The 23,943-nt window shown below is 57.7% G+C and carries 24 protein-coding genes; 14 read left to right on the top strand and 10 right to left on the bottom strand.

The window, feature by feature from the left end; translation table 11 throughout:
* Positions 1-4: 4 nt before the first annotated feature.
* The 5 genes from ALB80_RS06315 to tldD form a co-directional block, all read right to left on the bottom strand.
* Positions 5-631: a 3-oxoacid CoA-transferase subunit B gene (locus ALB80_RS06315; protein ID WP_050603192.1), complete on the bottom strand. Its 627-nt coding sequence runs from the start codon at positions 629-631 to the stop codon at positions 5-7.
* The gene (locus tag ALB80_RS06320) at positions 631-1,335 is read right to left on the bottom strand and encodes a CoA transferase subunit A (protein WP_050603358.1); all 705 of its coding nucleotides are present in this window, start codon (positions 1,333-1,335) and stop codon (positions 631-633) included. Before ALB80_RS06320 ends, ALB80_RS06315 begins: the two co-directional genes overlap by 1 nt.
* 91 nt (positions 1,336-1,426) lie before the next feature.
* Complete coding sequence (gene topA / locus ALB80_RS06325) at positions 1,427-4,054, bottom strand: type I DNA topoisomerase (RefSeq protein ID WP_050603193.1); 2,628 nt, start codon at positions 4,052-4,054, stop codon at positions 1,427-1,429.
* 180 nt (positions 4,055-4,234) lie between these two features.
* Positions 4,235-5,359: a DNA-processing protein DprA gene (gene dprA, locus ALB80_RS06330; RefSeq protein WP_050603194.1), complete on the bottom strand. Its 1,125-nt coding sequence runs from the start codon at positions 5,357-5,359 to the stop codon at positions 4,235-4,237.
* A 239-nt stretch (positions 5,360-5,598) separates the two neighbouring features.
* Positions 5,599-7,020 carry a metalloprotease TldD gene (tldD, locus tag ALB80_RS06335; protein WP_050603359.1) on the bottom strand — a complete coding sequence of 474 codons (1,422 nt, stop codon included), beginning with the start codon at positions 7,018-7,020 and terminating at the stop codon, positions 5,599-5,601.
* A 176-nt stretch (positions 7,021-7,196) separates the two neighbouring features.
* Here tldD and coxB point away from each other — a divergent pair, with 176 nt between their 5' ends.
* The 11 genes from coxB (at position 7,197) to ALB80_RS06385 (ending at position 17,157) form a co-directional block, all read left to right on the top strand.
* Positions 7,197-8,108, top strand: a complete 912-nt coding sequence (coxB, locus tag ALB80_RS06340) for a cytochrome c oxidase subunit II (protein WP_050603360.1) — start codon at positions 7,197-7,199, stop codon at positions 8,106-8,108.
* 89 nt (positions 8,109-8,197) lie between these two features.
* Positions 8,198-9,148, top strand: coding sequence for a heme o synthase (gene cyoE, locus ALB80_RS06345; RefSeq protein ID WP_050603361.1), 951 nt, complete (start codon positions 8,198-8,200; stop codon positions 9,146-9,148).
* Positions 9,145-9,306, top strand: coding sequence for a hypothetical protein (locus tag ALB80_RS22375; RefSeq protein ID WP_172677862.1), 162 nt, complete (start codon positions 9,145-9,147; stop codon positions 9,304-9,306). Before cyoE ends, ALB80_RS22375 begins: the two co-directional genes overlap by 4 nt.
* Positions 9,306-9,881, top strand: a complete 576-nt coding sequence (locus ALB80_RS06350) for a cytochrome c oxidase assembly protein (protein WP_050603195.1) — start codon at positions 9,306-9,308, stop codon at positions 9,879-9,881. Before ALB80_RS22375 ends, ALB80_RS06350 begins: the two co-directional genes overlap by 1 nt.
* 22 nt (positions 9,882-9,903) lie before the next feature.
* Positions 9,904-10,719: a cytochrome c oxidase subunit 3 gene (locus ALB80_RS06355; RefSeq protein WP_050603196.1), complete on the top strand. Its 816-nt coding sequence runs from the start codon at positions 9,904-9,906 to the stop codon at positions 10,717-10,719.
* 156 nt (positions 10,720-10,875) lie between these two features.
* Complete coding sequence (locus ALB80_RS06360; protein WP_050603197.1) at positions 10,876-11,553, top strand: SURF1 family protein; 678 nt, start codon at positions 10,876-10,878, stop codon at positions 11,551-11,553.
* Positions 11,550-12,938 carry a threonine synthase gene (thrC, locus tag ALB80_RS06365; protein WP_050603198.1) on the top strand — a complete coding sequence of 463 codons (1,389 nt, stop codon included), beginning with the start codon at positions 11,550-11,552 and terminating at the stop codon, positions 12,936-12,938. Before ALB80_RS06360 ends, thrC begins: the two co-directional genes overlap by 4 nt.
* Positions 12,935-14,197 carry a pitrilysin family protein gene (locus ALB80_RS06370; protein ID WP_050603199.1) on the top strand — a complete coding sequence of 421 codons (1,263 nt, stop codon included), beginning with the start codon at positions 12,935-12,937 and terminating at the stop codon, positions 14,195-14,197. Before thrC ends, ALB80_RS06370 begins: the two co-directional genes overlap by 4 nt.
* Positions 14,197-14,781: a GNAT family N-acetyltransferase gene (locus ALB80_RS06375; RefSeq protein ID WP_050603200.1), complete on the top strand. Its 585-nt coding sequence runs from the start codon at positions 14,197-14,199 to the stop codon at positions 14,779-14,781. The genes ALB80_RS06370 and ALB80_RS06375 overlap by 1 nt, the downstream gene beginning before the upstream one ends.
* A gap of 103 nt (positions 14,782-14,884) precedes the next feature.
* The gene (locus ALB80_RS06380; RefSeq protein ID WP_050603201.1) at positions 14,885-15,703 is read left to right on the top strand and encodes an MBL fold metallo-hydrolase; all 819 of its coding nucleotides are present in this window, start codon (positions 14,885-14,887) and stop codon (positions 15,701-15,703) included.
* A gap of 38 nt (positions 15,704-15,741) precedes the next feature.
* A complete protein-coding gene (locus ALB80_RS06385) occupies positions 15,742-17,157 on the top strand; it encodes an FAD-binding oxidoreductase (protein ID WP_050603202.1) in 1,416 nt (471 codons plus the stop codon).
* 36 nt (positions 17,158-17,193) lie between these two features.
* On the opposite strand, the gene ALB80_RS06390 is transcribed toward ALB80_RS06385, so the two are convergent.
* Positions 17,194-17,676: a fasciclin domain-containing protein gene (locus ALB80_RS06390; RefSeq protein ID WP_050603203.1), complete on the bottom strand. Its 483-nt coding sequence runs from the start codon at positions 17,674-17,676 to the stop codon at positions 17,194-17,196.
* A gap of 170 nt (positions 17,677-17,846) precedes the next feature.
* Positions 17,847-18,386, bottom strand: a complete 540-nt coding sequence (locus ALB80_RS06395) for an adenine phosphoribosyltransferase (protein WP_050603204.1) — start codon at positions 18,384-18,386, stop codon at positions 17,847-17,849.
* 324 nt (positions 18,387-18,710) lie between these two features.
* On the opposite strand from ALB80_RS06395, the gene ALB80_RS22380 reads away from it, so the two are divergent.
* Positions 18,711-18,884: a hypothetical protein gene (locus ALB80_RS22380; protein WP_172677863.1), complete on the top strand. Its 174-nt coding sequence runs from the start codon at positions 18,711-18,713 to the stop codon at positions 18,882-18,884.
* Positions 18,885-18,891: 7 nt separating this feature from the next.
* Here ALB80_RS22380 and ALB80_RS06405 read toward each other — a convergent pair whose 3' ends face one another.
* Entirely contained in the window at positions 18,892-19,521 is a 630-nt protein-coding gene (locus ALB80_RS06405) for a LysE family translocator (protein WP_050603362.1), read from the bottom strand.
* A 309-nt stretch (positions 19,522-19,830) separates the two neighbouring features.
* Here ALB80_RS06405 and ALB80_RS06410 point away from each other — a divergent pair, with 309 nt between their 5' ends.
* A complete protein-coding gene (locus tag ALB80_RS06410; protein ID WP_050603206.1) occupies positions 19,831-20,628 on the top strand; it encodes a hypothetical protein in 798 nt (265 codons plus the stop codon).
* 7 nt (positions 20,629-20,635) lie between these two features.
* Here the strand turns inward: ALB80_RS06410 and ALB80_RS06415 are convergent, their stop codons facing one another.
* A complete protein-coding gene (locus ALB80_RS06415; protein WP_050603207.1) occupies positions 20,636-21,508 on the bottom strand; it encodes an S-methyl-5'-thioadenosine phosphorylase in 873 nt (290 codons plus the stop codon).
* Between the two features lie 65 nt (positions 21,509-21,573).
* Positions 21,574-22,209, bottom strand: a complete 636-nt coding sequence (locus tag ALB80_RS06420) for a hypothetical protein (protein WP_253276829.1) — start codon at positions 22,207-22,209, stop codon at positions 21,574-21,576.
* Between the two features lie 91 nt (positions 22,210-22,300).
* Here ALB80_RS06420 and ALB80_RS06425 point away from each other — a divergent pair, with 91 nt between their 5' ends.
* Entirely contained in the window at positions 22,301-23,935 is a 1,635-nt protein-coding gene (locus ALB80_RS06425) for a SulP family inorganic anion transporter (protein WP_050603208.1), read from the top strand.
* The last annotated feature ends 8 nt before the right edge of the window (positions 23,936-23,943 follow it).

Here is a 23,943-nt window from a genome sequence, read left to right on the forward strand (position 1 = left end):
TCTTTTAGGAAACGAGTGTCGCTTGTGTAGCTGCGCGCATCTCGTCTTCGCTGACCCCATCAGCCAGTTCGACGATCTTCAGGCCACCTTCGACCACATCCAGCACACCCAGATTGGTGATGATGCGATCGACCACGCCTTTGCCGGTCAGTGGCAGGGTGCATTCCTTGAGAACCTTGCTGTCGCCGTGCTTGTTGGTGTGATCCATCACAACGATCACCCGGCCAACACCAGCGACCAGATCCATTGCACCGCCCATACCTTTCACCAGCTTGCCGGGAATCATCCAGTTGGCCAGGTCGCCTTTCTCATCCACTTCCATTGCGCCCAGAATCGCTGCTGCGATTTTGCCGCCGCGGATCATGGCAAAAGATGTGGCGCTGTCGAAATATGCCGTGCGGGACAGTTCGGTGATCGTCTGCTTGCCCGCATTGATCAGGTCCGGGTCTTCTTCGCCTTCAAACGGGAAGGGGCCCATGCCCAGCATACCGTTCTCGGATTGCAGGGTGATGTCCTTGTCACCCACATAGTTGGCCACCAGCGTCGGAATACCGATGCCGAGGTTCACATACATGCCGTCTTCCAGTTCCTCTGCCGCGCGCGCGGCCATCTGATTGCGGTCCCAGGGCATTATGCTTCCTCCTTCTTGCGGGTGGTGCGCTGTTCTATGCGCTTTTCATGGCTGCCCTGAACGATGCGATTCACATAGATGCCGGGCAGATGAATCGAGTCAGGGTCGAGCGAGCCGCGCGGAACGATCTCTTCCACTTCTGCCACGCAGATCTTACCGCAGGTCGCCGCAGGGACGTTGAAATTCCGGGCTGTCTTGCGGAACACGAGGTTTCCTGTGTCGTCGGCTTTCCACGCCTTGACGATGGCCAGATCGGCAAAGATGCCTTCTTCAAGGATGTAGGTCTCGCCGTTGAAGTCCTTATGTTCCTTGCCATCGGCAATCACGGTGCCAACACCGGTTTTGGTATAGAAGCCGGGAATGCCGGCACCACCCGCGCGCATCCTCTCGGCCAGTGTTCCTTGCGGGTTGAATTCCAGCTCCAACTCACCGCTCAGATACTGGCGCATGAATTCAGCGTTTTCGCCGACATACGAACTGATCATCTTTTTGACTTGCTTCGTCTGCAGCAAGATGCCGATACCGAAATCGTCCACACCGGCATTGTTCGATGCAAAGCTCAGGTCTTTGACGCCCGACTCTTTTATAGCTTCAAGCAACAGTTCCGGAATGCCACACAGGCCAAAGCCGCCCGCGGCGATCAACATGCCATCCGTCAGCACCCCATCGAGCGCTTCGGTGGCATTGGCATAGATTTTTTTCATGGAAAACTCCCCCAATGACATGGTGATGGGCAGGTTGTGCCGCCACGTCATTGGGAAGTCAATGAAACCAAGGGAGTGTTGGTATTTCTACCTACTCCGCCGCCTTCTTGGCTGCTGCCTTCTTCTTAGGGGCCGCCTTTTTCTTGGTGCCCTTCTTGGAGGCACGTTCATTCACCAGTTCGATGGCCATTTCCTGGGTTACGTCTTCAGGCTTGATGTCCTTGGGGATGGTTGCGTTGACCTTTTCCCACTTCACATAAGGCCCATAGCGCCCGTCCAGAACCTGCATAGCTCCGCCATCGGGATGCTCGCCCAGTTCTTTCAGCGGTTTCGCCGCCGCCCGCCGTCCGCGACCCGGATTGGCACGCTTTTCGGCCAGCATCTCGACTGCGCGGTTCATGCCGATCTCAAACACATCGTTGGGATCCTTGAGATTGGCGTAAACCGGCTTCGCGTCTTCTGGTAGCTGATGCATCAGGTATGGCCCGAACCGCCCGAAATTCGAGCTGATCATGCCACCCTCGGGGTGTTCGCCGATTTGGCGGGGCAGGGACAGCAGCGTCAGCGCCTTGTCCAAATCCATGTCATCCTTGCTCCACCCGCGTGGCAAAGAGGCGCGTGGAGGTTTCTTGTTCTCGGGCGTGGGTTCGCCGCGCTGAACGTAAGGACCGAAACGACCGGATTTCAGCCAGATCTCATCACCTGCATCTTCACCCAGCAAGCGTTCTTCACCTTCGGCACCTTCACCTGCGATGGGGCGGGTATAGGTGCATTCGGGGTAATTGCCGCAACCGACGAAACCGCCGGTGCGCGAGGTCTTCAGGTGCAGCTGGCCGTTGCCGCATTTCGGGCAAATCCTCGGATCCGATCCATCCTCGCGTGGCGGATACAACTGCGGCGCCAGTGCTTCGTCCAGCTTGTCCAGCACTTCGGAAATACGCAGCTCGGACGTCTCACCAATTGCAGCCGAAAAATCGCGCCAGAATTTGCCCAACAGGTCCTTGTAGTCACGGTCCCCGGCGCTGACGTCATCCAGCTCTTCTTCCAGATTGGCGGTGAATTCGTAACCGACATATTGCCGGAAGAAATTCAGCAGGAAAATCGTAACGATCCGGCCCTTTTCCTCGGGGATCAGCCGGTTCTTGTCCTTGCGTACATATTCCCGGTCCTGAATCGTCGTTACGATCGAGGCATAGGTCGAAGGCCGTCCGATCCCAAGCTCTTCCATCCGCTTGACCAGCGTCGCTTCGGTATAGCGCGGGGGCGGTTGAGTGTGGTGTTGAAGGGCCAGAACGGATTCGTTCTCGGACAGGACCGCCTCTTTCGCGACCCTGTCACCGCTGTCGCTGGTCGCCTTGGCGAACTGATCCTTTAGGGAAGTCTTGGCAAAACGCGCCGGATCGCCCTGCATGATTTGCGGCAGGCGCTTTTCGTCGTCATCGGCCACATCGTCGCGACCTTCTTCATAAACGCGCATGAAGCCATCAAACAGAACCACCTGACCGGTGGCGCGCAGGCCGACCTGACCGTCGTCGCTGCCAATCTCGACGGTGGTCCGTTCCAAACGGGCGGCGGCCATCTGACAGGCGATGGTACGCTTCCAGATCAGATCGTAAAGCTTGCGCTGATCGTCATCCGTGACTTTCAGCGCCTTGGCGTCGCGGGCCATATCCGTCGGGCGGATACACTCGTGCGCTTCCTGCGCGTTCTTGGCTTTGTTCTTGTAGATGCGCGGGCTGTCCGGAACATATTCTGCGCCAAAACGATCCCCGATGGCATCCCGCGTTGCCACCACGGCCTCAGGCGCCATGTCGATGCCGTCGGTCCGCATGTAGGTAATGTAGCCCGCCTCATAGAGCCGCTGCGCGACTTGCATCGCGTGGCGTGCACCCATACCGAACTTGCGGCTTGCTTCCTGCTGCAAGGTTGACGTCATGAATGGCGCGCTGGGGTTTCGAGCGGCGGGCTTGGCCTCGACCGAAGTGACGCTGAGTGCGCGGCTGGTGATGGCCTGTACTGCCAGTTCCGCCTGGGTCGCATTGGCCAGATCATGTTTGTCCAGCTTTTTTCCTGCCAGCGTGACCAGTCTCGCCTCATAGGTTTGACCTCGCGGAGTCTCGAACAGTGCTTTGACCGACCAGTATTCGACTGGCTTGAACGCTTCGATCTCCATCTCGCGTTCGACGATCAGACGCAGACAGACCGATTGGACGCGCCCAGCTGATTTCGCACCGGGCAGCTTGCGCCACAAAACGGGCGACAGGTTGAAGCCCACCAGATAGTCCAATGCGCGGCGGGCCAGATAGGCCTCGACCAGCGGCATGTCGACCTGACGCGGATTCTGCATCGCCTGAGTGACGGCTTCTTTGGTGATGGCATTGAAAGTTACTCGGCTGACCGGCGTATCTTTCTTGATCGAGCGGCGTTTGGTCAGCGCCTCCTGCAGGTGCCAGCTGATCGCCTCGCCTTCACGGTCAGGGTCGGTGGCGAGGATCAGTGCGTTGTCTTCTTTAAGCGCGTCAGCGATGGCTTTGACATGCTTGCGGCTGTCATTGCCGACTTCCCATTTCATGGAAAATTCATGCTCGGGATCGACTGATCCATCCTTCGGGGGAAGGTCCCGCACATGGCCGTAAGAGGCCAAAACTGTGTAGTCGGGGCCGAGATATTTATTGATTGTTTTAGCTTTGGCCGGAGATTCTACAACAACTACAGGCATTTAAGGGGAAACCTCGCTCGACGAATTTGACGCCTTCTATGGTGGTGCAAAATGTGTGGGGCAAGCGGGAATTGTCAATGCGTTCCTTTTGCAGGCCGAAAAACAACGTGATTTCAAGTCACTATTACAGGTCCTGCGTCACCGGACGGGCCAACACTATGTTTCTGGAACGTGGTACAATCAGCCTGCCAGGGACAATAGACCCCCAGGCTGCCGCTGGATTCGCCCCTCCAGTTCCAGGTCGACCAATGCAGGGCCAAGCTCACCAGCCGAGGCCGCGATGTCGCGCAACAACTGGTCTTCTGCAATGGGTGAGGGGCCAAGTCGTTCAAGGATTTGAATGTGTAAGTCTTGGGTGGGGTGCACGACGGGGGTAGGTGGCCGCTCAGGGTGACGTGAAAACAGGTTGTCCTTTGGCGGCAAGGCTTCAATCACGTCCTCAGCGGACCGGACCAGGGTAGCCCCATCCCGAATCAAAAGATTGCACCCGGCGGCCCGCGCGTCAAAGGGGTGGCCGGGAACGGCCAGAACCTCGCGCCCCTGATCCAAGGCATCGCGTGCCGTGATCAGGCTGCCGGATTTGGCGGCAGCCTCGACCACGACAACAGCCTGCGCGAGGCCCGAGATGATCCGATTACGACGGGGGAAGTGCCGGGCCTGAGGTGTCACGCCCATCGGCTGTTCCGACAGGCGCAGCCCCTCGGAGGCGATGTCATGGGCCAATTCTGTATTCTCTGCCGGATAGATCACATCCACGCCGCCCGCCATGACAGCGATGGTGCCGGAAGTCAGGGCTGCCATGTGCGCTGCCGTATCAATTCCACGGGCCAGGCCAGAGACGATCACATGTCCCTTGCCGCTTAAATCGGTGGCCAACCCTCGGGCCGTCCGTGCACCAAGCGAGGAACAGTTTCGCGCACCGACCATCGCAATTGCTGGCTGTTGCAGCAGGGAAACGTTGCCGATCGCCCACAGTATCGGGGGCGCATCGTTCAGATCATTCAAGGCTGATGGGAAAGCAGCGGACCCAAGGCACAAAAGCCGCGCTTTTGCGGCTTTTGCGGCCTTGAGCTCCGCCTCGATCACGCCGGGGGGGCAGATTTCATACCCTTCTATTCCGGCGGCGCGTGCCATTTCGGGCAGCGCGGCCAGCGCGTTCTGCGCCGAGCCATGCTCCCGCAGAAGTCGGCGAAACGTCGCCGGACCAACCTTGCGAGAACGCAAAAGGCGAAGCCACGAAAACCGGTCCTCTTCCGTGGTGGGTGGGAGTGGGGGGTGATTGGAAGAAAGCTGCTCTTCGGTCATCCGGTGCTCCGCCTTGTTGCAAAACTGGTTTACAAGAAGGCGGGTTAACAGCCTGTAAATCGTGGAAAATTAGATCTGTATTTGCCCGAAATTGTTACTCAAAATTACATTAAGCTATTGAAAGAAAATGAGAATCCAAAAGCTGAATTTTTTGAAGCAAAGCACCTTTCAACGGTTTGTGGGTTTGGCGCACGGGCGCAAGGTTAACCCTGTGCCCGTGTTTTACAGTCTTTTGCGACTCAGGCCGCCGAGCCGCCAACAGTCAGCCCATCCATCAGGACGGTCGGCTGCCCGACGCCCACCGGTACCCATTGCCCATCTTTTCCGCAGGTGCCCATGCCAGGATCCAACGCCATGTCGTTGCCGAGCCCCCGGATACGTTTCAAAGCGGATGGCCCGTCACCAATCAGCGTGGCTCCTTTGACGGGCGCGCCGATCTTGCCGTTTTCGACCCGGTAGGCTTCGGTGCACGAGAAAACGAACTTGCCATTGGTGATGTCCACCTGACCGCCGCCGAATCCCACCGCCCAGATGCCGTCCTTGATATCCGCGACCAAAGCTGCAGGATCGGACTCGCCCCCCAGCATGATCGTATTGGTCATACGTGGCATGGGTTTGTGCGCATAGCTCTGCCGCCGCCCGTTGCCTGTGGGCGCGACACCCATCAGCCGCGCATTCTGGCGGTCCTGCATATAGCCGGTCAGGACACCGTCTTCGATCAGCACCGTGCGAGAGCTGGGCGTGCCCTCATCATCCACGGTGATCGAGCCGCGACGATCGGCTATGGTGCCGTCATCCACAACGGTTACACCTTTTGAGGCGATCTGCTGACCCATCAGCCCGGCAAAGGCCGAGCTGCCCTTGCGGTTGAAATCCCCCTCCAATCCGTGGCCGATGGCTTCGTGCAGAAGAATACCGGGCCAGCCGGGTCCAAGCGCTACTTCCATCACACCTGCGGGGGCCGGGACCGCATCCAGATTGACCAAGGCAACACGCAGGGCTTCACGGGCCTTGGCCTGCCAATCTGCCGGATCAATCAACCCGCTCAGGCCCACGCGCCCGCCGCCACCTGCCGAACCGCTTTCGCGGCGTCCGTTCTGTTCCACGATCACAGAAACATTCACGCGTGTCATCGGACGTACATCGCGCACCATCACGCCATCGGGGCGCAGAATCTCGACCTCTTGAACAGCGGCCGAAATCATTGCACTGACCTGCACAACGCGCGGATCCATATCGCGGGCAAAGGCATCGATCTCGCGCAGGGTTTCGATCTTGACCGGAAACTCAGCAGAGTCGATGGGGTCATCGTCGGTGTAGAGGCGCGTGTTGGTGGGCCGGGGTGCCCCGGCCAGCGTCCCGCCGCCATCCCCAACGGCCAGACGCGCGGTTTCAGCAGCCCGCTTCAGCGCAGGAATCGAAACGTCCGTTGAATGTGCGTAACCTGCGACTTCGCCTTGGACCGCGCGCAGGCCGAATCCCTCGGAGGCATCATAAGAAGCAGTGCGCAGACGCCCGTCATCAAACACCAATGACTCGGACTTTCGACGCTCGACAAACAGTTCTCCGTCCTCAGCCCCGGCGGTCGCCGATTGCAAAATAGATAGCGCTTCATCATGCGGTAGGGCGCTTTCAAAGGGGCGAAATGGGGCGTCGGGCATGGGTTGTGACCTTTCGGGTTTGATCCAGATCAAAAATAGCGTCTGTTTGACGCAAGCATTTTGCTTTATCTACCCGAAGGAATATGGTTTTTAACGCGGCCAAAGACAACGGGAGAGGTGCGACCGATTCACACCTTTTCGCCAGGGACGCAAAGATCAAACGATCAGGACAGAATATGAAGAATGCTTTGATGCTTTCAGGGTTTATGACAGCCCTCTCCAGCCTTCCCGCCATGGCTCAGGAGCTTGAGATTATTGGCAAGCCGGTCGACGGCGGCATGGGTTTTCAGCCAGCAGCCACCAGCCTTGCCACAGGAATTCAGCGTCTGGACGGCATGATTCTGGTGATCATCACCGCCGTCTGCCTGCTGGTTGCCGGATTGTTGATTTACTGCATCGTGCGTTACAACAAACGCGCAAACCCGACCCCGGCGGGGTTCTCGCACTATACCCCGGTCGAAATTGCCTGGACCCTGGGTCCGATCCTGATTCTGGTGTTCATCGGCGCGTTCTCATTGCCGGTTCTGTTCAAGCAGCAGGAAATTCCTGAAGGCGACATTGTCATCAAGGTGGTCGGCAACCAGTGGTACTGGACTTACGAGTATGTTGATCACGATTTTGCGTTCGACAGCTATCTTCTCGGCCACCCTGCGACCCTGGATGAAGGTGCGCGCCCAGCCGATGCGGACGTGACCCCGTTTGTTCTGGATGACGCCATGCGTGCCAAGCTGGCCGACGCGGGTTACAGCGACGACGAATGGCTGCTGGCCACCGATACCGCCGTTGTTGTTCCGGTTGGTAAGGTCATCGTGATGCAAGTCACGGCGTCTGACGTGATCCATTCCTGGACCATCCCGTCCTTCGGTGTGAAGCAGGACGGTGTGCCCGGACGCCTGGCCGAGCTGTGGTTCGAAGCCGAGAAAGAAGGCATCTATTTCGGCCAGTGTTCGGAACTTTGTGGCAAAGACCACGCCTATATGCCGATCACCGTCAAAGTGGTCAGTCAAGAAGCCTATGACCAGTGGCTACAAGGTGCGATCGACGAATATGCGGGACTGCCACAAAGTTATCAGGTCGCTTCGAACTGAGCGCGCTAAGGGCAGGGATAGTCCCCACCTGATATGAAAAGCAGGCTGCGCGGGTGAACCGCGCAGCTTTCGCCCCAGAAGGACCGAAAATGACCGACGCAAGCATCAATGCCAGCACCGCGACAGCCCAGGCGGACGAGGCCAGCTTTGGCGATTACTTCGCCCTGCTGAAGCCGCGTGTGATGTCTCTGGTCGTTTTCACGGCGCTGGTCGGATTGCTGGCGGCGCCTGTTACCGTACATCCCGTTGTCGGCTTCTGTGCCATCCTGTTCATCGCTATCGGCGGCGGGGCCTCTGGCGCTTTGAACATGTGGTGGGATGCGGATATCGACCGGGTGATGAAACGCACCAAGGGCCGCCCGATCCCGTCCGGCAAAGTAGAAGAGGGCGAGGCGCTGGCCATCGGTCTGGCGCTGTCTGGTCTTTCGGTGATCATGCTGGGCCTTGCAACCAACTGGTTTGCAGGCGCGTTCCTGGGATTCACCATCTTCTTCTATGTCGTTGTGTATACGATGTGGCTGAAGCGTTCGACACCGCAGAACATCGTCATCGGCGGTGCTGCAGGTGCATTCCCGCCCGTCATTGGTTGGGTCGCCGCAACCGGGTCGATGTCAGTTGAGCCGTGGCTGATGTTTGCCCTGACCTTCATGTGGACCCCACCGCATTTCTGGGCGTTGGCTCTGTTCATGCGCTCGGACTATGACGATGCGGGCGTGCCGATGCTGACGGTCACGCATGGTCGCCGCGCCACACGGGTACACATACTTTTCTACACGGCTTTGCTGGCCATTCTGGCGGTGGGAACCGCGTTCTCTGGCATTGGTGGACCAATTTACCTGACCGTTGCTTTGGTATTGAACGCGTTGTTCCTGCGGGGCGCTTGGCAAATCTCGCGTCGGACGGAAGAGGATTCCGAGGTCGACAACTTCAAGGTCGAGCGCAGCTTTTTCAAATTGTCGTTGCTCTACCTCTTCTTGCATTTCGGCGCCATTCTGTCTGAGGCGCTGCTGAAACCCTATGGGCTGGGAGGCTGGTCATGAGTCTGAGCAAAAACCACGAACTGCATCAGCGCCGTTTCAGCCGCAATCTGGGCGTTGCTCTGACACTGGCTGCCTTTATCGTGATCATTTTCGGGCTGACGGTCGTAAAGGTGTCGGGCACGGATTTCGGTATGGCAACACAGGAGATTCAGAACTGATGGCGTTGACCGGCCCCCAGAAAACGGTTGTTCAGACTGTCGGTGTGGTTGTTCTGATGGGCAGCCTGGCCTGGGCTTCTGTGCCGTTTTACGATTGGTTCTGCCGGGTGACAGGGTTTGGTGGCACCACAGGTGTGGCCGAAGCAGCGCCCGATGACATTCTGGATCGCACCATTACCGTACGGTTTGACGCCTCCAAGGCCAAGGACATGGCCTGGGAATTCAAGCCTGTTGTACGCGAGATGGAAGTGCGCATCGGTGAGACCGGTTTGGCCTTTTATGAGGCTTATAACCCAACGGACCGCCCGATTGCCGGTCAGGCCTCGTACAACGTGGCCCCCTATTCGGCGGGGGGGTATTTCCAGAAAATTGCCTGTTTCTGCTTTGAAGAGCAGGTGCTGCAACCCGGCGAACGCGTAGAGATGCCGGTAACTTTCTTCGTCGATCCTGAAATGGTCGATGATCTTGAAGCCAAGTATGTTCATACGATCACTCTGTCGTATACATTCTACGAAATTGACCTGCCGGAGGGCTACGCTGCCCTTGACGTGCAGGCTGAGACAACAAAGAACTAACGCCTGTAGGTGAGGGACGCTGATGGCACACGCTAAAAACCACGATTATCACATTCTGGCCCCGTCGATCTGGCCTCTGATCGGAGCCGTTGGTGGCTTTGTGATGCTGTTCGGAGCCGTCCTTTGGATGCATGGCATTACGCCGTGGATGTTCTGGGCCGGTCTGGTCGCGGTGCTATACACCATGTTCGCATGGTGGTCCGAAGTGGTGGTTGAAAGCCGCCAGGGCGATCACACACCCGTCGTCCGCATCGGCCTGCGCTATGGTTTCATCCTGTTTGTGATGTCCGAGGTGATGTTCTTCTTCGCCTGGTTCTGGTCGTTCTTCAAACATCGCATGTACCCGATGTACGACTATGCGGGCACTGAATACATCCAGCCAGATATCCACGCGGTTGACCCGTTCCACCTGCCGCTGATCAACACTCTGGTCCTGCTGCTGTCAGGCTGTGCCATCACCTGGGCACACCATGCGTTGGTACATGGCAATGACCGCAAGGCGCTGGTGCAGGGTCTGGCCATTGGTATTGCTCTGGGTGTCGCATTCACGGGTCTGCAGGCATTTGAGTACTATGAACTGCTTGCTCATGAAGGCTGGAAATTCGGCGGAGATCAGTTCTATTCGAACTTCTTCATGGCAACCGGTTTTCATGGTTTCCACGTGCTTATCGGTACGATCTTCCTGTCGGTTTGTCTGATCCGGGCTCTGAAGGGGGATTTCACGCCCGAGAAACATGTCGGGTTCGAGGCGGCCGCCTGGTACTGGCACTTCGTTGACGTTGTCTGGCTGTTCCTGTTTTTCGCCGTCTACATCTGGGGTCAAGCCCCGCTGATGTAACGCTGTTCAGGTGATCCAATTGCAAAAGCCGCCCTTCGGGGCGGCTTTTTCTCTATTACGGGCGCAAGATTGCGCCCCATACAATTGCGTGGTTGCAATTTGGTGCACGCCCCCCTTAACAAGACGCCGGTTCCTGCAACGAGGTTTGTTCCTGACATGCGCCGCATTCTGTTCCTGCTGATCTTCGGCCTTGCTGGTCTGGGGGTGCTGCTGTGGCTGGGTATCTGGCAGATGCAGCGTTTGGCGTGGAAACAGAACGTGCTGAGCGAAATCGAGCGCCGAATCTCAGCCGATCCCGTCGCCTTGCCGCCACAGGTCTCAGTGGGCGCAGACAAATACCTTCCGGTGACCGTTTCGGGCGAGCTGGAGCCAGGCGAAATTCATGTTCTCGTCTCGGTCAAGCACGTCGGGGCAGGGTATCGGATCATTCAGTCTTTCAGCACCAGGGACCGGACTATTTTGGTGGATCGGGGCTATATTCCGACAACCGCCAAACAGGCGGATCGCCTGACTGGTCCGATGGAAATCACCGGCAACCTGCACTGGCCGGATGAGATCGACAGCTATACGCCCGAAGCTGATATAGAAGCCAATATCTGGTTTGCCCGCGACGTGCCCAATTTGGCTGCCGCTTTGGGCGCCGAACCGGTGCTGTTGATCGCCCGGTCCGAGACCGACCCGAACGTGACGCCCTTGCCGGTTGATACGGTGGGCATCCCCAACGATCATCTGCAATATGCAATCACCTGGTTTGGTCTGGCTCTGGTCTGGGCCGCGATGACCGGATACTTCCTGTGGCGCAGCCGCGCCAATTCTGAGAGTGACGCGACATGAAATACATCTCGACCCGTGGGCAGGCGCCCGAACTGACTTTTGAAGAGGCGATGCTGACCGGATTGGCCCGCGACGGCGGCTTGTATCTGCCTGCCGAGATTCCAGTGATGTCGCAGGACGAGATCGCAGCCTTGGCAGGTTTGTCGTACGAAGAGATCGCGTTCCGCGTGATGTGGCCCTATGTCAGCGAGTCCTTTGCCGAGGATGAGTTCAAGGCCATCATCACCCGCGCTTATGAAGGCTTCGGCCATGACGCCCGCGCGCCGCTAAAGCAGCTGAACGAAAACCATTTCCTGCTGGAGTTGTTCCACGGCCCCACGTTGGCCTTCAAGGATTTCGCCATGCAACTGATCGGTCAGCTGTTCCAGGTGGCCCTGAAACGCCGTGGCGACCGCGTGACCATCGTGGGTGCGACCAGTGGCGATACCGGATCGGCAGCCATCGAGGCCTTCCGGGGGCTGGATGCAGTGGATGTGTTCATCCTGTTTCCCCATGGCCGTGTCTCCGAGGTGCAGCGCCGCCAGATGACAACACCTGCGGACAGCAACGTGCATGCGTTGGCAGTGGACAGCGATTTCGACGATTGTCAGGCAGCGCTGAAGGATATGTTCAACGATTTCGAGTTTCGCGACAGCGTGAAACTGGCGGGGGTGAACTCGATAAATTTCGCGCGGGTTCTGGCGCAGATTGTCTATTACTTTACGGCCGCCGTCAGCCTCGGTGCACCGCATCGTAAGGTTAGCTTCACGGTGCCGACCGGCAATTTTGGCGACATCTTCGCAGGGTATTTAGCCAAGCGCATGGGCCTGCCGATCGATCGGCTGGTCGTGGCGACCAATCAGAACGACATCTTGCACCGCTGCCTGTCGGGCGAGGGGTATTTCAAGGGCGACACCATCCCGTCGATTAGCCCGTCGATGGATATTCAGGTCAGCTCGAACTTTGAACGGGCGCTGTATTATGCTTATGGCCAGGATGGCGGCGCCGTGGCGCAGTTGATGGATGAGCTCAAGAACGGGGGTTTCAATGTCAGCCAGGGCGCGATGGAAGCGCTGGGTGAGATTTTTGACTCGGGGCGTGTATCCGAAGAAGAAACGCTTGCCACCATCAATTCTACGCTGGCTCATAGCGCGGAACTGGTCTGCCCGCATACCGCGATTGGCATCAAAGTAGCAGAAGACCAGCGTGCCGCCGACATTCCGATGATCACGCTGGCAACTGCACACCCCGCCAAGTTCCCGGCGGCGGTTGAGAAGGCGAGCGACGTACATCCGCCTCTTCCATCCCGCATGTCTGATCTGTATGAACGTCCGGAACGGGTGACCCGCATTGCCAATGATCTGGGCGCCCTTGAGGATCATATCAGAAGGCATATCGCTGAGTGACTGTCAGACAAGACCAACTGAAGAACGGCTTTCGTATCGTCAGTGAACATATGCCGGGGCTGCAATCGGCAGCCATCGGCATCTGGGTGACCGCAGGTGGGCGGCATGAGCGCATCGAACAGAACGGTATTGCGCACTTTCTTGAACATATGGCGTTCAAGGGAACCAAGCGACGTTCGGCGCTGCAGATCGCCGAAGCGATCGAGGATGTGGGCGGTTACATCAACGCCTATACCTCGCGCGAGGTGACGGCCTATTACGCGCGCGTTCTCAAGGACGACGTGGCGTTGGCGATGGACGTGATCGGTGACATCGTTCTCAACCCGGTATTTGATCCGCGCGAGATCGAGGTCGAGCGTGGCGTGATCCTGCAGGAAATCGGTCAGGCATATGACACGCCCGATGACGTGATCTTTGATTGGCTGCAAGAGCAGAGCTATCACGATCAGCCTTTGGGCCGCACCATTCTGGGCCCGACCGAACGGGTCAGCGCGTTTTCACGCGAGGATCTGTCGGGTTTCGTGGCCCAGCACTATGGGCCGGAACAGATGATTCTGTCGGCGGCTGGCGCTGTTGATCATGATCAGCTGATGAAAGTGGCCGAAGAGATGTTTGGCCATTTGCAGCCGCGCAAAGGTCTGATCCCCGAAATGGCCCGTTTCACTGGCGGCGAAGCGCGGCAAGAGAAAGAGCTGGAACAGGCTCATTTCGCACTGGCGCTGGAAAGCCCGGGTTACCGCGACGATGCTATTTACACAGCACAGATTTATTCGACTGCTCTGGGTGGTGGCATGTCTTCGCGTCTATTTCAGGAAGTGCGCGAGACGCGTGGGCTGTGTTACACGATCTTTGCTCAGGCTGGTGCTTATGCTGATACCGGAACCACCACGATCTATGCCGGAACTTCGGCGGATCAGGTGGGTGAGTTGGCAGCGATCACCATCGATGAGATGAAACGCGCCGCTGAAGACATGAGCCCGGAAGAGGTTGCTCGTGCCCGCGCCCAGATGAAGGCCGGGATGCTGATGGGGCTGGAAAGCCCGTCGAACCGCGCGGAGCGTCTGGCACGGCTGGTGCAGATCTGGGGCCGGGTGCCTTCGCTAGAGGATACCGTTGCCAAGATCGATGCGGTTGGTACCGAGGATGTGCGCGCCTTCGCGGAGACCATGGCCCTGCAAGCCCCGGCGGCACTGGCGCTGTATGGTCCGGTTTCAGGCGCGCCGACACTGGCTGAACTGCAGGAGAGGCGGGCGGCGTGATGCTGTTGGGCAGACGCAAGCTGAAACTCGAAACCGCGCGGTTGAGTATGCGCCCGCCTGCCCATTCCGATTTCAATGGCTGGGCGGCGATGCGACGGGCGTCACAGGGTTATTTGACACCGTGGGAGCCGATCTGGGCAAACGACCATCTAAGCCGCAAATCGTTTACCAACCGGGTCTATTGGGCGCAGCGCTCGGTCGCAAGCGGGACTGCCATACCGCTATTTCTGTTTCGCCGGGAAGACGATGTCTTGGTTGGGGCCATAACGCTGGACAACATACGGCGTGGGCCCGCGCAGGCCGGTACCCTAGGGTACTGGACCGGCCAGGCTTTTGCCCGTCAGGGATACATGCGCGAGGCGATCGGGGCCATGGTGCATCACGCCTTTACTCGTCTGGATCTGAGCCGGATTGAAGCCGCCTGCCTGCCCGAAAACCAGGCGTCGCGCGGGCTGCTGGAAAGCTCGGGCTTTAAATATGAAGGCGTTGCGCAGTCCTACCTCCAGATCAACGGGCGGTGGCGGACGCATGTTCTGTATGCCAGCCTGCGGTCCGACCGGCGCGGGAAAACCGACGCTGGGTAGGGGGCTCTGCCCCCATTTGCGGCAAGCCGCGCCCTCCCCGAAGTATTTTAGGCCAGATGAACAAGGGGCATGACTTGGGCGCGTTCTGCGCTACACTTGCCGTATGCGCTGGTTGGTTGCGGCATTGATGGTGATTTCGGGCGGGGCCGCGGCGCAGGATCGGCGGCCGAGCCATTGTATTGCGATCGCAGATGCCGCGCCGGGGATTGAGTACCTTCACAAAGCTGCCTGGCAAGACCCGGTGCCGGAATTTTCGGTGCGGATCAGTTATATCGCGCACGCGTCTTTTCTGATTCAGACGCGGGGTGGGCTGAATGCCGTGACCGACTTCACCGGGTTCATCGGCAGCGCTGACCTTATCCCCGACGTTGTGACGATGAACCATGCCCACTCTACCCATTGGACGGCCCATCCCGACCCGGCGATCCCGCATGTTTTGCCGGGATGGGGCGAGTTCGGGCAGGGTATTGAGCATCACCTTGATCTAGGAGAGTTGCTGGTGCGCAATGTTTCGACCGATATTCGTTCAGCCTATGGCGGTGTCGAAGAGCGCGGGAATTCGATCTTTGTGTTCGAGGTCGAGGGGCTATGTATCGGTCATCTGGGTCATCTGCATCATGTGCCGTCAGACGAACAGTTTGCTGCGCTGGGGCGGTTGGATGTGGTTATGGCCGCGGTTGATGGCGGGACGACAATGCCTTTGCCGGACATGATCTCGGTCTTGAAGCGGTTGAAGAGTTCGGTGATCATTCCGATGCACTGGTTTTCGGGGTTCTCGCTGGACAGGTTTCTGGTCGATATTCGGGATACATTTCCAGTTGAACGTAACGGGGTGTCAGAGATTACCGTATCTCTGAGGGATCTCCCAGATCGACCGACGGTCATTGTGCTGGAGCCGCAGTATATGATTGATCTGGAATAGGGCTTGCCGCAACCGCGTTGCTTGGGCATTGAAAACGTATGAGTTTGAACCCCGCTGATGACAGTTTTGCTGCACTGATCCGTTCGAAATTGGGCGACGAAATCCTGCGCCCCGTTGAAGAACGGTATCTGGAAGAACCGCGCGGGCGGTTTGCCGGGCAGATCGGTGTGTTGGCTTTGCCTCGCACCGCTGAAGAGGTTGCCGCGCTGGTTCGGTTGGCTTTGGTGGAGCGGGTGCCGGTTGTACCCTACGGCGGCGGTACAGGTCTGGTTGGCGGGCAGGTGATGTCAGAGGGCCAGGAGCCCTTGCTGATCGCATTGGAACGAATGAATGCCATTCGGTCTGTTTTTCCGACCGAGAACATCCTGATCGCCGAAGCTGGGGCCATTCTGCAAGACGTTCAGGCCGCGGCTGAGGCGGCGGACCGTCTATTTCCGCTGTCGTTGGCGGCGCAGGGGTCCTGCCGGATCGGGGGCAACCTGTCGACCAATGCCGGGGGCGTCAATGTCTTGCGCTATGGCAACGCGCGCGACCTGTGTCTGGGACTTGAGGCGGTGCTGCCCAATGGCGAGATCTGGCATGGTCTCAGCCGGTTGCGAAAGGACAACACGGGTTACGACCTGCGGGACCTTCTGATCGGGGCCGAGGGCACGTTGGGGATCATTACCGCCGCGTCGCTCAAGCTGTTTCCCCGACCTGCCGCCGTTGGCACTGCGATGTTTCAAGTTGCTTCGCCCGAAGCGGCCATCGACTTGCTGGCGCTGGCACGGGATCAGGTGGGTGAGGCCGTCAGCACCTTTGAACTGATCCACCGGCAGGGGCTGGATTTCCTGACTGAGGTTCTGCCGGATGTTCGTCGACCCTTCGGCGCGCCGCCGGAATGGAGCGTATTGATCGAGTTGGGTCTGGCAAAAGGGCAGTCATCGTCAGATGCGCTGGAGAACCTTTACGACCATGCAGAAAGCCTTGGTCTGGTTCAGGACGGGGTCATTGCGCAAAGTGAGGCGCAGCGCGCCGATTTGTGGGCGGTGCGTGAACGCATCCCCGAAGCCAATCGTTTGGTCGGTTCGGTCTCGAGCCATGATATATCGATCCCGATTTCCAGAATTCCCGACTTCATTCGCGAAGGTGGAAAGATGATCGCTGACCGTGGGCAATTTCGGATCAATTGCTTTGGCCATCTTGGGGATGGAAATCTGCATTACAACGTGTTCCCGCCGAAAGGACAGAACCGATCAGAGTTTGAGGGTCAAAGAGGCGCGATCAAACAAGCGGTGCATGATCTTGTTGACGCATATGACGGCTCGGTCAGTGCTGAACATGGGGTGGGGCGCTTGAAGACGGACGATCTTGAGCGCTATGGCGACCCGGTTAAGCTGGGCGCCATGAGGGCCATCAAGGCGGCGTTGGACCCGCAGGGCATCATGAACCCCGGCGCGGTCCTGAATGAATGAACACGGCCCAAGACCCGGGCCGTGTTCGGAAATCTCTTACGACGCAGGCAGGATCACCTTGTCAATCACGTGAATCACGCCGTTCTTGGTTTCAATATCAGCCTGAACAACGTTGGCGTCGTTCACCATCACACCCGAATCCAGATCGATGGTGATATCACCGCCCTGAACAGTTGCGGCGGTCATGTCGTCGCTCAGATCCCCTGACATCACTTTGCCCGGCACAACGTGGTAGGTCAGAATGGCAACCAGCTGATCTTTGTTTTCCGGCTTCAACAGGTTTTCGACCGTTCCTTCGGGCAGAGCCGCAAATGCATCATCGGTGGGGGCAAATACGGTAAACGGACCTTCGCCTTTCAGTGTTTCCACCAGTTCGGCGGCCTGCACAGCGGCGACGAGTGTTTCAAAGCTGCCAGCGGCAACAGCGGTGTCAACAATGTCCTTGCCGTGACCATCGGCCAATGCAGTGGTGCTGAACAGGATCGAGGCTACACCGGCAGCGGCAAATTTGCGGAACATAACTTAAACTCCCAAGGTTAGAATGCTTCAAACAGCATCATCCGAAGTACGCGGCACGTTCACAGCAAGATCACTTGTTTTGCGCTGATTTGTGGATTGAAGAAATGAGATACCGCGCTAAGCCAGCGCGGTTTTTGCTTTCCAGTCACGCTTTTGTGAAGGTATCTGGGTTAGAGTCCTTCGAACTCGCACAGGATGTGCACGTCCATTCCCATCTCTTCCAGAACTTTGCGCCCTCCTAACTCGGGCAGGTCGATGATGAACGCGCACGAGACGATCTCGCCTCCAAGTCGCTCGATCAGCTTGATGCCTGCTGCTGCAGTGCCGCCCGTGGCCAGCAAATCGTCGACCACCAGAATCTTTTCGCCGGGTTGGATGGCATCGTCGTGAATCTCAACAATCGCCTCACCATACTCCAATTTGTAGTCTTGACTGATTGTTGTGCCGGGCAGCTTACCTTTTTTGCGGATCGGCACAAAACCAACGCTCAGTTGATGCGCAATCGCGCCGCCCAGAATGAAACCGCGCGCCTCAAGGCCCACAACTTTGTCAATTCGTTCGCCGGCATAGGGGTGCAGCATCTGGTCAATTGCCATTCGAAACCCGCGCGGGTCGGCAAACAGAGTGGTCACGTCACGAAACATGATCCCCTCATGCGGGAAATCGACGATGGTACGGATGTAATCTTTTACAGTTTTGCTCTTGGACATGGGCCAACCCTTTTTGCCTCAAACACCAAAGTGTGTTTCGCCCATGAGGGTTAGCCATGCAAGGAACAATTCAAATGCGCGATCAGGAACGGCGCGAGATTATGGCTTTCGGCAGGCTGTAATAGCGGTACAGCGTGGACGGCAGCCACGAAAGGTGCGGTTTGCGCCAATTGCGTTGATCTCGCAAAAGAAATGCCTGAGCAGCATGAAGGTTCATTGCCATATTCCTTTTATTGTTGTTAGGTGCTCGATAACGACAATCACTATGCTATGTATATACAATGTATCGTCTAAAATTGCAAACTTTTGTTGGGGACAGTGCGCGTGGCTAAGAAAGACGGCAAGGGATCAACCAAGAAAAACAGTCAATTGGTCCTGCGCTTGGACAAGGACGAACGCGACGCTTTTGTTGAGTTATGCAAGGAGCTTGACACCTCGGCCGCACGTGAAATCCGCAGGTTTATTCGCGGTTTCATGAAAGACCACGCCGAGGATTGAGGGCGCCTCAGGCCGGGCGGCGCAGAACCGCTGTGGCCACGCCCATCCCGATCAGGGTCAGCCCGCCAAAACGTGTCATTGCCGTGATGACGCTGGCGCGGCCAATCAGCCGCCGCAGCCGGTCGGCCAGCAATGCGTAAGCCAACGCGTTCAGCCAAGCCAATCCCACAAAGGTCACGATCAGAATGGTGAATTGGGGACCCAGCGGATCGGCCGGGCGCAGGAATTGCGGCACAAAGGCGATAAAAAAGGCGATGGACTTCGGGTTCAACGCAGTTACGGCCGCCGCATGGCCAAACACACTGCGCGCCGTCACATCGCGCCCGGTATCGACCGTGTTCAGCCCGCTGGCCGGGGCGCTGCGCAGCAGTTTAATCCCAAGCCAGACCAGATAGGCGGCCCCAATCCATTTGAGCACTGAAAACAAGTTTGCCGAGGCCAATACCAATGCGCCCAACCCCAGCAGCGAGGCGGTCATGGCCACCAGATCACCCACAGCGACCCCGGTAGCCGATGCCATGGCAACACTGCGCCCCTTGGACAGAGCATAGCTGAGCACAAGCAGCACGGTCGGGCCGGGGATCAGCAGCAAGGCGGTCGAAGCAGCGACAAAGGCCAGCCAGAGTTCTAAAGACATAAGGTTCTTCTCGAAACACATTCCTGAAGTTTTGCTTACCCAAACTGCGGCTGCCTGACAATTCCTGCGCCCGCCAGACTTCGGCTGAGATCAGACATTCTGGTTCAGGTTAGGGTTCAGCGAGATTCGATTTGTATAGTGTTTTGTGCTATTCTGATATTTTTTTAAGGAGATTAGATATGAGATTTTTCCTTTGCTTGCTTGTCTGCGCATCTTTGATCAGCGTTCCCTCGGTTTCCTTGGCTTTGTGTGGTCCGGGCAAATATGCCTGTGGAAACGGTTTCTGTTGCCCAAACCCATAGGTGCGACATGACCCGTAAGTTAGTTTTAACACTGGTCTCGGTTGCTCTGGTGGCAGGGTTTTTCGTGGCGGGTTGGTTTGCCTATTTCGTGATGTCGGACGTGCACAAGGGGGATGTGGTGAAGTATAACGGGATGAACGTCCTGTTGAACGCCGCACCTTTCGAAGCTGGCGATCTGGTACGTGTCTCGGCCGACGGGCAGCGTATGACCAAACTGTGTCCGCTTGAAATTGATGAGGATGACAAAAACACCTATTACAAGAATTCCGAATATGTGAACGGCCTGACCGAAGCGCTTCCGAATTTTGTTCAGTTGGTCGAACTCGTACAGTCGTGGTTTTCCGACGGTGAAAACGCCACTGCACCTGGTCACGACATGTCGTCCGCAAGTCGGCGCGTCGCCTTTGAGGGAACTGTTTCGAGGCTGGAGAACACCAACGTGATGCCGGATACAGAAGATGATTGCGCATGTGAGATGGTCGCGGCCTTGATGGCGCGCGACAAAGTCTGCGTTGTCACGAAATCGCTGGTTGAAACGCAACTGATCACATTGCAACCGGGTGCGTTCCCGGATCGCGACAGGGTGCAGAGAGTCACAATCGGTGTGAATTTTCGACCCGCTGGGATTACTGTGGGTGATTTTTCACAATTGATGCATTGCGACGGTGTCAACCCTGACGCGAGATTGGACTCGGATCCCGAATGCCCGGAAACCTACGGGCAATCGGTTGATGTCAGGGTTCGGGATTTGCTGAACGTGATCCGCGAAAAGGACCTGCTGACAGCCATGGCGCGCGTGCCCTAACGCGGCTCTAGAGAATGCGCCCGGCCACTGCATCCAGCTTGGCCAACAGCGCCGGGTCACGTTTTTCGGGGGCGGTCAGGATCGCATATTCCAATGCTCTGTCGCAGCCATGCGGGCAGGGTGCGCGCTCACCTCCCAACAGGGAGGGCAGGCCCTTGACCATTGCGCGGCCCTTGTCGGCATTGCCGGTCAGGGTGGCGATGATGGTCGTCACGTCCACCTCACCATGGTCGGGGTGCCAACTGTCATAGTCAGTGACCATCGCGATCGAGGCGTAACAGAGTTCGGCTTCGCGGGCGAGTTTGGCTTCGGGCATGTTGGTCATGCCGATCACGTCGCAGCCCCATTGCTCGCGATACATTTTGGATTCAGCGAGGCTCGAGAATTGAGGTCCCTCCATCGCCAGATAGGTGCCGCCGCGATGGATGGTGATGCCTGCTGCCTTGCCTGCAGTTTCGCAGGCGTCCGACAAGCGCGGGCAGGTGGGGTGCGCGACGCTGACATGGGCGACGCATCCTGTGCCGAAAAAACTCTTTTCTCTTGCGAAAGTCCGGTCGATGAACTGATCGACAATCACGAAATCGCCCGGTGCCATATGCTCGCGAAATGATCCACAGGCCGAAATCGAGATCACGTCCGTTACGCCCAACCGTTTCAAAGCATCGATATTGGCGCGATAGGGTACATCTGTCGGTGAATGCACATGACCACGCCCGTGACGTGGCAGAAAGGCCATTTCGACACCCTCCAGCGACCCGGTCAGGATCTGGTCCGAGGGTTCACCCCATGGGGTCTCAACCTCGACCCATTCCGAGTTCTCCAGCCCATCAATGTCATAGATGCCTGATCCGCCGATGACGGCAATCTTGGTTTGGGTCACTGTCCTGCTCCACATCTTGAATACTGTAGGATTTGTGCGGGTTGCGGCCCGGTTTGACAAGAGGGTTAGTCTTGTTTCGGCAACAGGTTACGCTTCTGCGACTGCGCTGTGAAGTCAGCCCAGGCCGTGCCGAACGTGTCCAAAGGCCAGGTTAAATCCTGTGATTGCCCGTGCCTGTCGCGAAAGACAAAGCGATACGCATCCCCAGTCAGCATTGCTTGCAAAATGTCTTCAGCCCGCCGATCTTCGAAGATGCAGCCAAGCCCGGTCAGACACCCCGGCCGCCTTGTGCGCCAGATTGTTTCTTCACCCTTGTCGATGCGAAACCCAGATGGGCTGAAAAAGGTGCCGGGCTCCATCCCGAATTCCACTTTGAATCCGTTGGGTTCGGGCGTAATGAACACGAACTGCGCTGCAAACTTGGGCCTAAGTGAAAAAACCTCTGCCCGCCGGATGTAGCACCGCTGCTTCAGCGCACCATTTTCTTCGCGCTCGTCGCAGATCGAATTCCAAATGCCGAAAATCTCGTGATGGGTCACGCGCCAGTTTCCGGCTGTGTCATTGCCTTGCAGGTCCTGCGCGAAGGCGGGAAGGGCAGAGAGGAAAAAGAGGATGATCCAGCGCATGATCTCAGAGTTGGTCGTTCGACCACGGTCCCGCAAATCACGTTGCCGCGAGGCCAAGACATGCGTGGGGCGCATGGCTGTATCCCACGTACTGCAGTAGCTCAATGCCCTCGCGTCCGCTACAACGGCGCCTTCGCGCGAACATAAAACCCAATAGGACTGACCAATGCCCCGAGCCTTGCTGGCAAGTTTTGCCAAACGCGTCGCCATGCCCGATCTGCGCTGGGTGCCAGATGAGGGGCTGACCTTCTCTCGCTTGCGGATTGAGTTGTTGTCAGGTCTGACCGTTGCTCTTGCCTTGGTGCCCGAGGCCGTGGCTTTTGCCTTTGTGGCGGGCGTGCACCCTCTGGTTGGTCTTTATGCGGCGTTTCTGGTGGGTTTGATTACCGCGCTGATCGGCGGACGGCCCGGCATGATCTCGGGCGCGACCGGCGCGCTGGCGGTTGTCATGGTCGCGCTGGTGGCCGAGCATGGGGTCGAATATCTGTTTGCGACCGTTGTTCTTATGGGGATTCTCCAAGTCATTGCCGGGGCGATGCACTGGGGGCGATTTATCCGGCTGGTGCCACATCCGGTGATGCTGGGCTTTGTGAACGGTCTGGCTATCGTAATCTTTCTGGCCCAGATGGGGCAGTTCAAGGTGCCCGGAACCATGGAAAACACCGGTCATGGAATGAGCGGTGGTGAGTGGCTGTCGGGAATGCAGCTTTACACCATGCTAGGGCTTGTGGCGCTGACCATGGTTGTGATCTGGGTCATGCCGCGCATCACGCGCGTTATTCCCGCGCCTCTGGCTGGAATTTTCGTGGTTGCAGCTCTGGTGATCGGATTCGGTCTGGATGTCCCGCGCGTTGGCGATCTGGCGTCGATTGAAGGCGGCCTGCCTGCATTCCACATTCCGATGGTCCCGCTGAACTGGGAAACATTCGAAATCATCCTGCCGTATGCTGTCATTCTGGCCGCAATTGGCCTTATTGAATCCCTGCTGACCCTGAATCTTGTTGGCGAGATCACCGGCAAGCGCGGCGGGGCGTCTCAGGAGTGTATCGCTCAGGGCGCATCAAACATTGTAACGGGCTTCTTCAGCGGTATGGGCGGCTGCGCGATGATTGGTCAGTCGATGATCAACGTGAAATCTGGCGGACGTACCCGTATCGCAGGTATCGCGGCGGCACTTTTCCTGCTGGTCTTCATCCTGTTTGCCTCACCTCTGATCGAGCAAATTCCGCTGGCCGCGCTGGTCGGCGTGATGTTCATGGTGGTGATAGGCACCTTCGCGTGGAACTCGTTCAAGATCATGCGCAAAGTGCCGATGACGGATGCTTTCGTCATCGTTCTGGTGACTGTCGTGACGGTGATGGAAGACCTGGCTGTTGCGGTTGTGGTCGGCGTCATTGTCTCGGCGCTGGCCTATGCCTGGAACAACGCCAAACGCATTCACGCCGTCACGCGCGAATCCGAGACCGAGAAAGGTGCGAAAGTCTATGAAATTCAGGGGCCGCTGTTCTTTGGATCGTCGGAAGGCTTTATCGAATTGTTCGATGTCCCGAACGACCCTGAAACTGTCATCGTCGATTTCGCCGAAAGCCGAGTCGTGGATCAGTCAGCCCTTCAGGCCATCGAAAACATCGCTGCAAAATACGAGGCTGCGGGCAAACGCGTTATGCTACGCCACCTGAGCCGCGATTGTCACAAGCTGCTGAACAAAGCTGGTCACCTGATGGTCGACAGTGACGACGACCCGGATTACGAACTGGCGGTCGATTACTCCGTCCGCACCGGCGTTCTGGGCGGGCACTGATTTCAAAA

This window comes from Ruegeria sp. 6PALISEP08 (assembly GCF_001238295.1).
Taxonomy (GTDB): Bacteria; Pseudomonadota; Alphaproteobacteria; order Rhodobacterales; family Rhodobacteraceae; genus Ruegeria.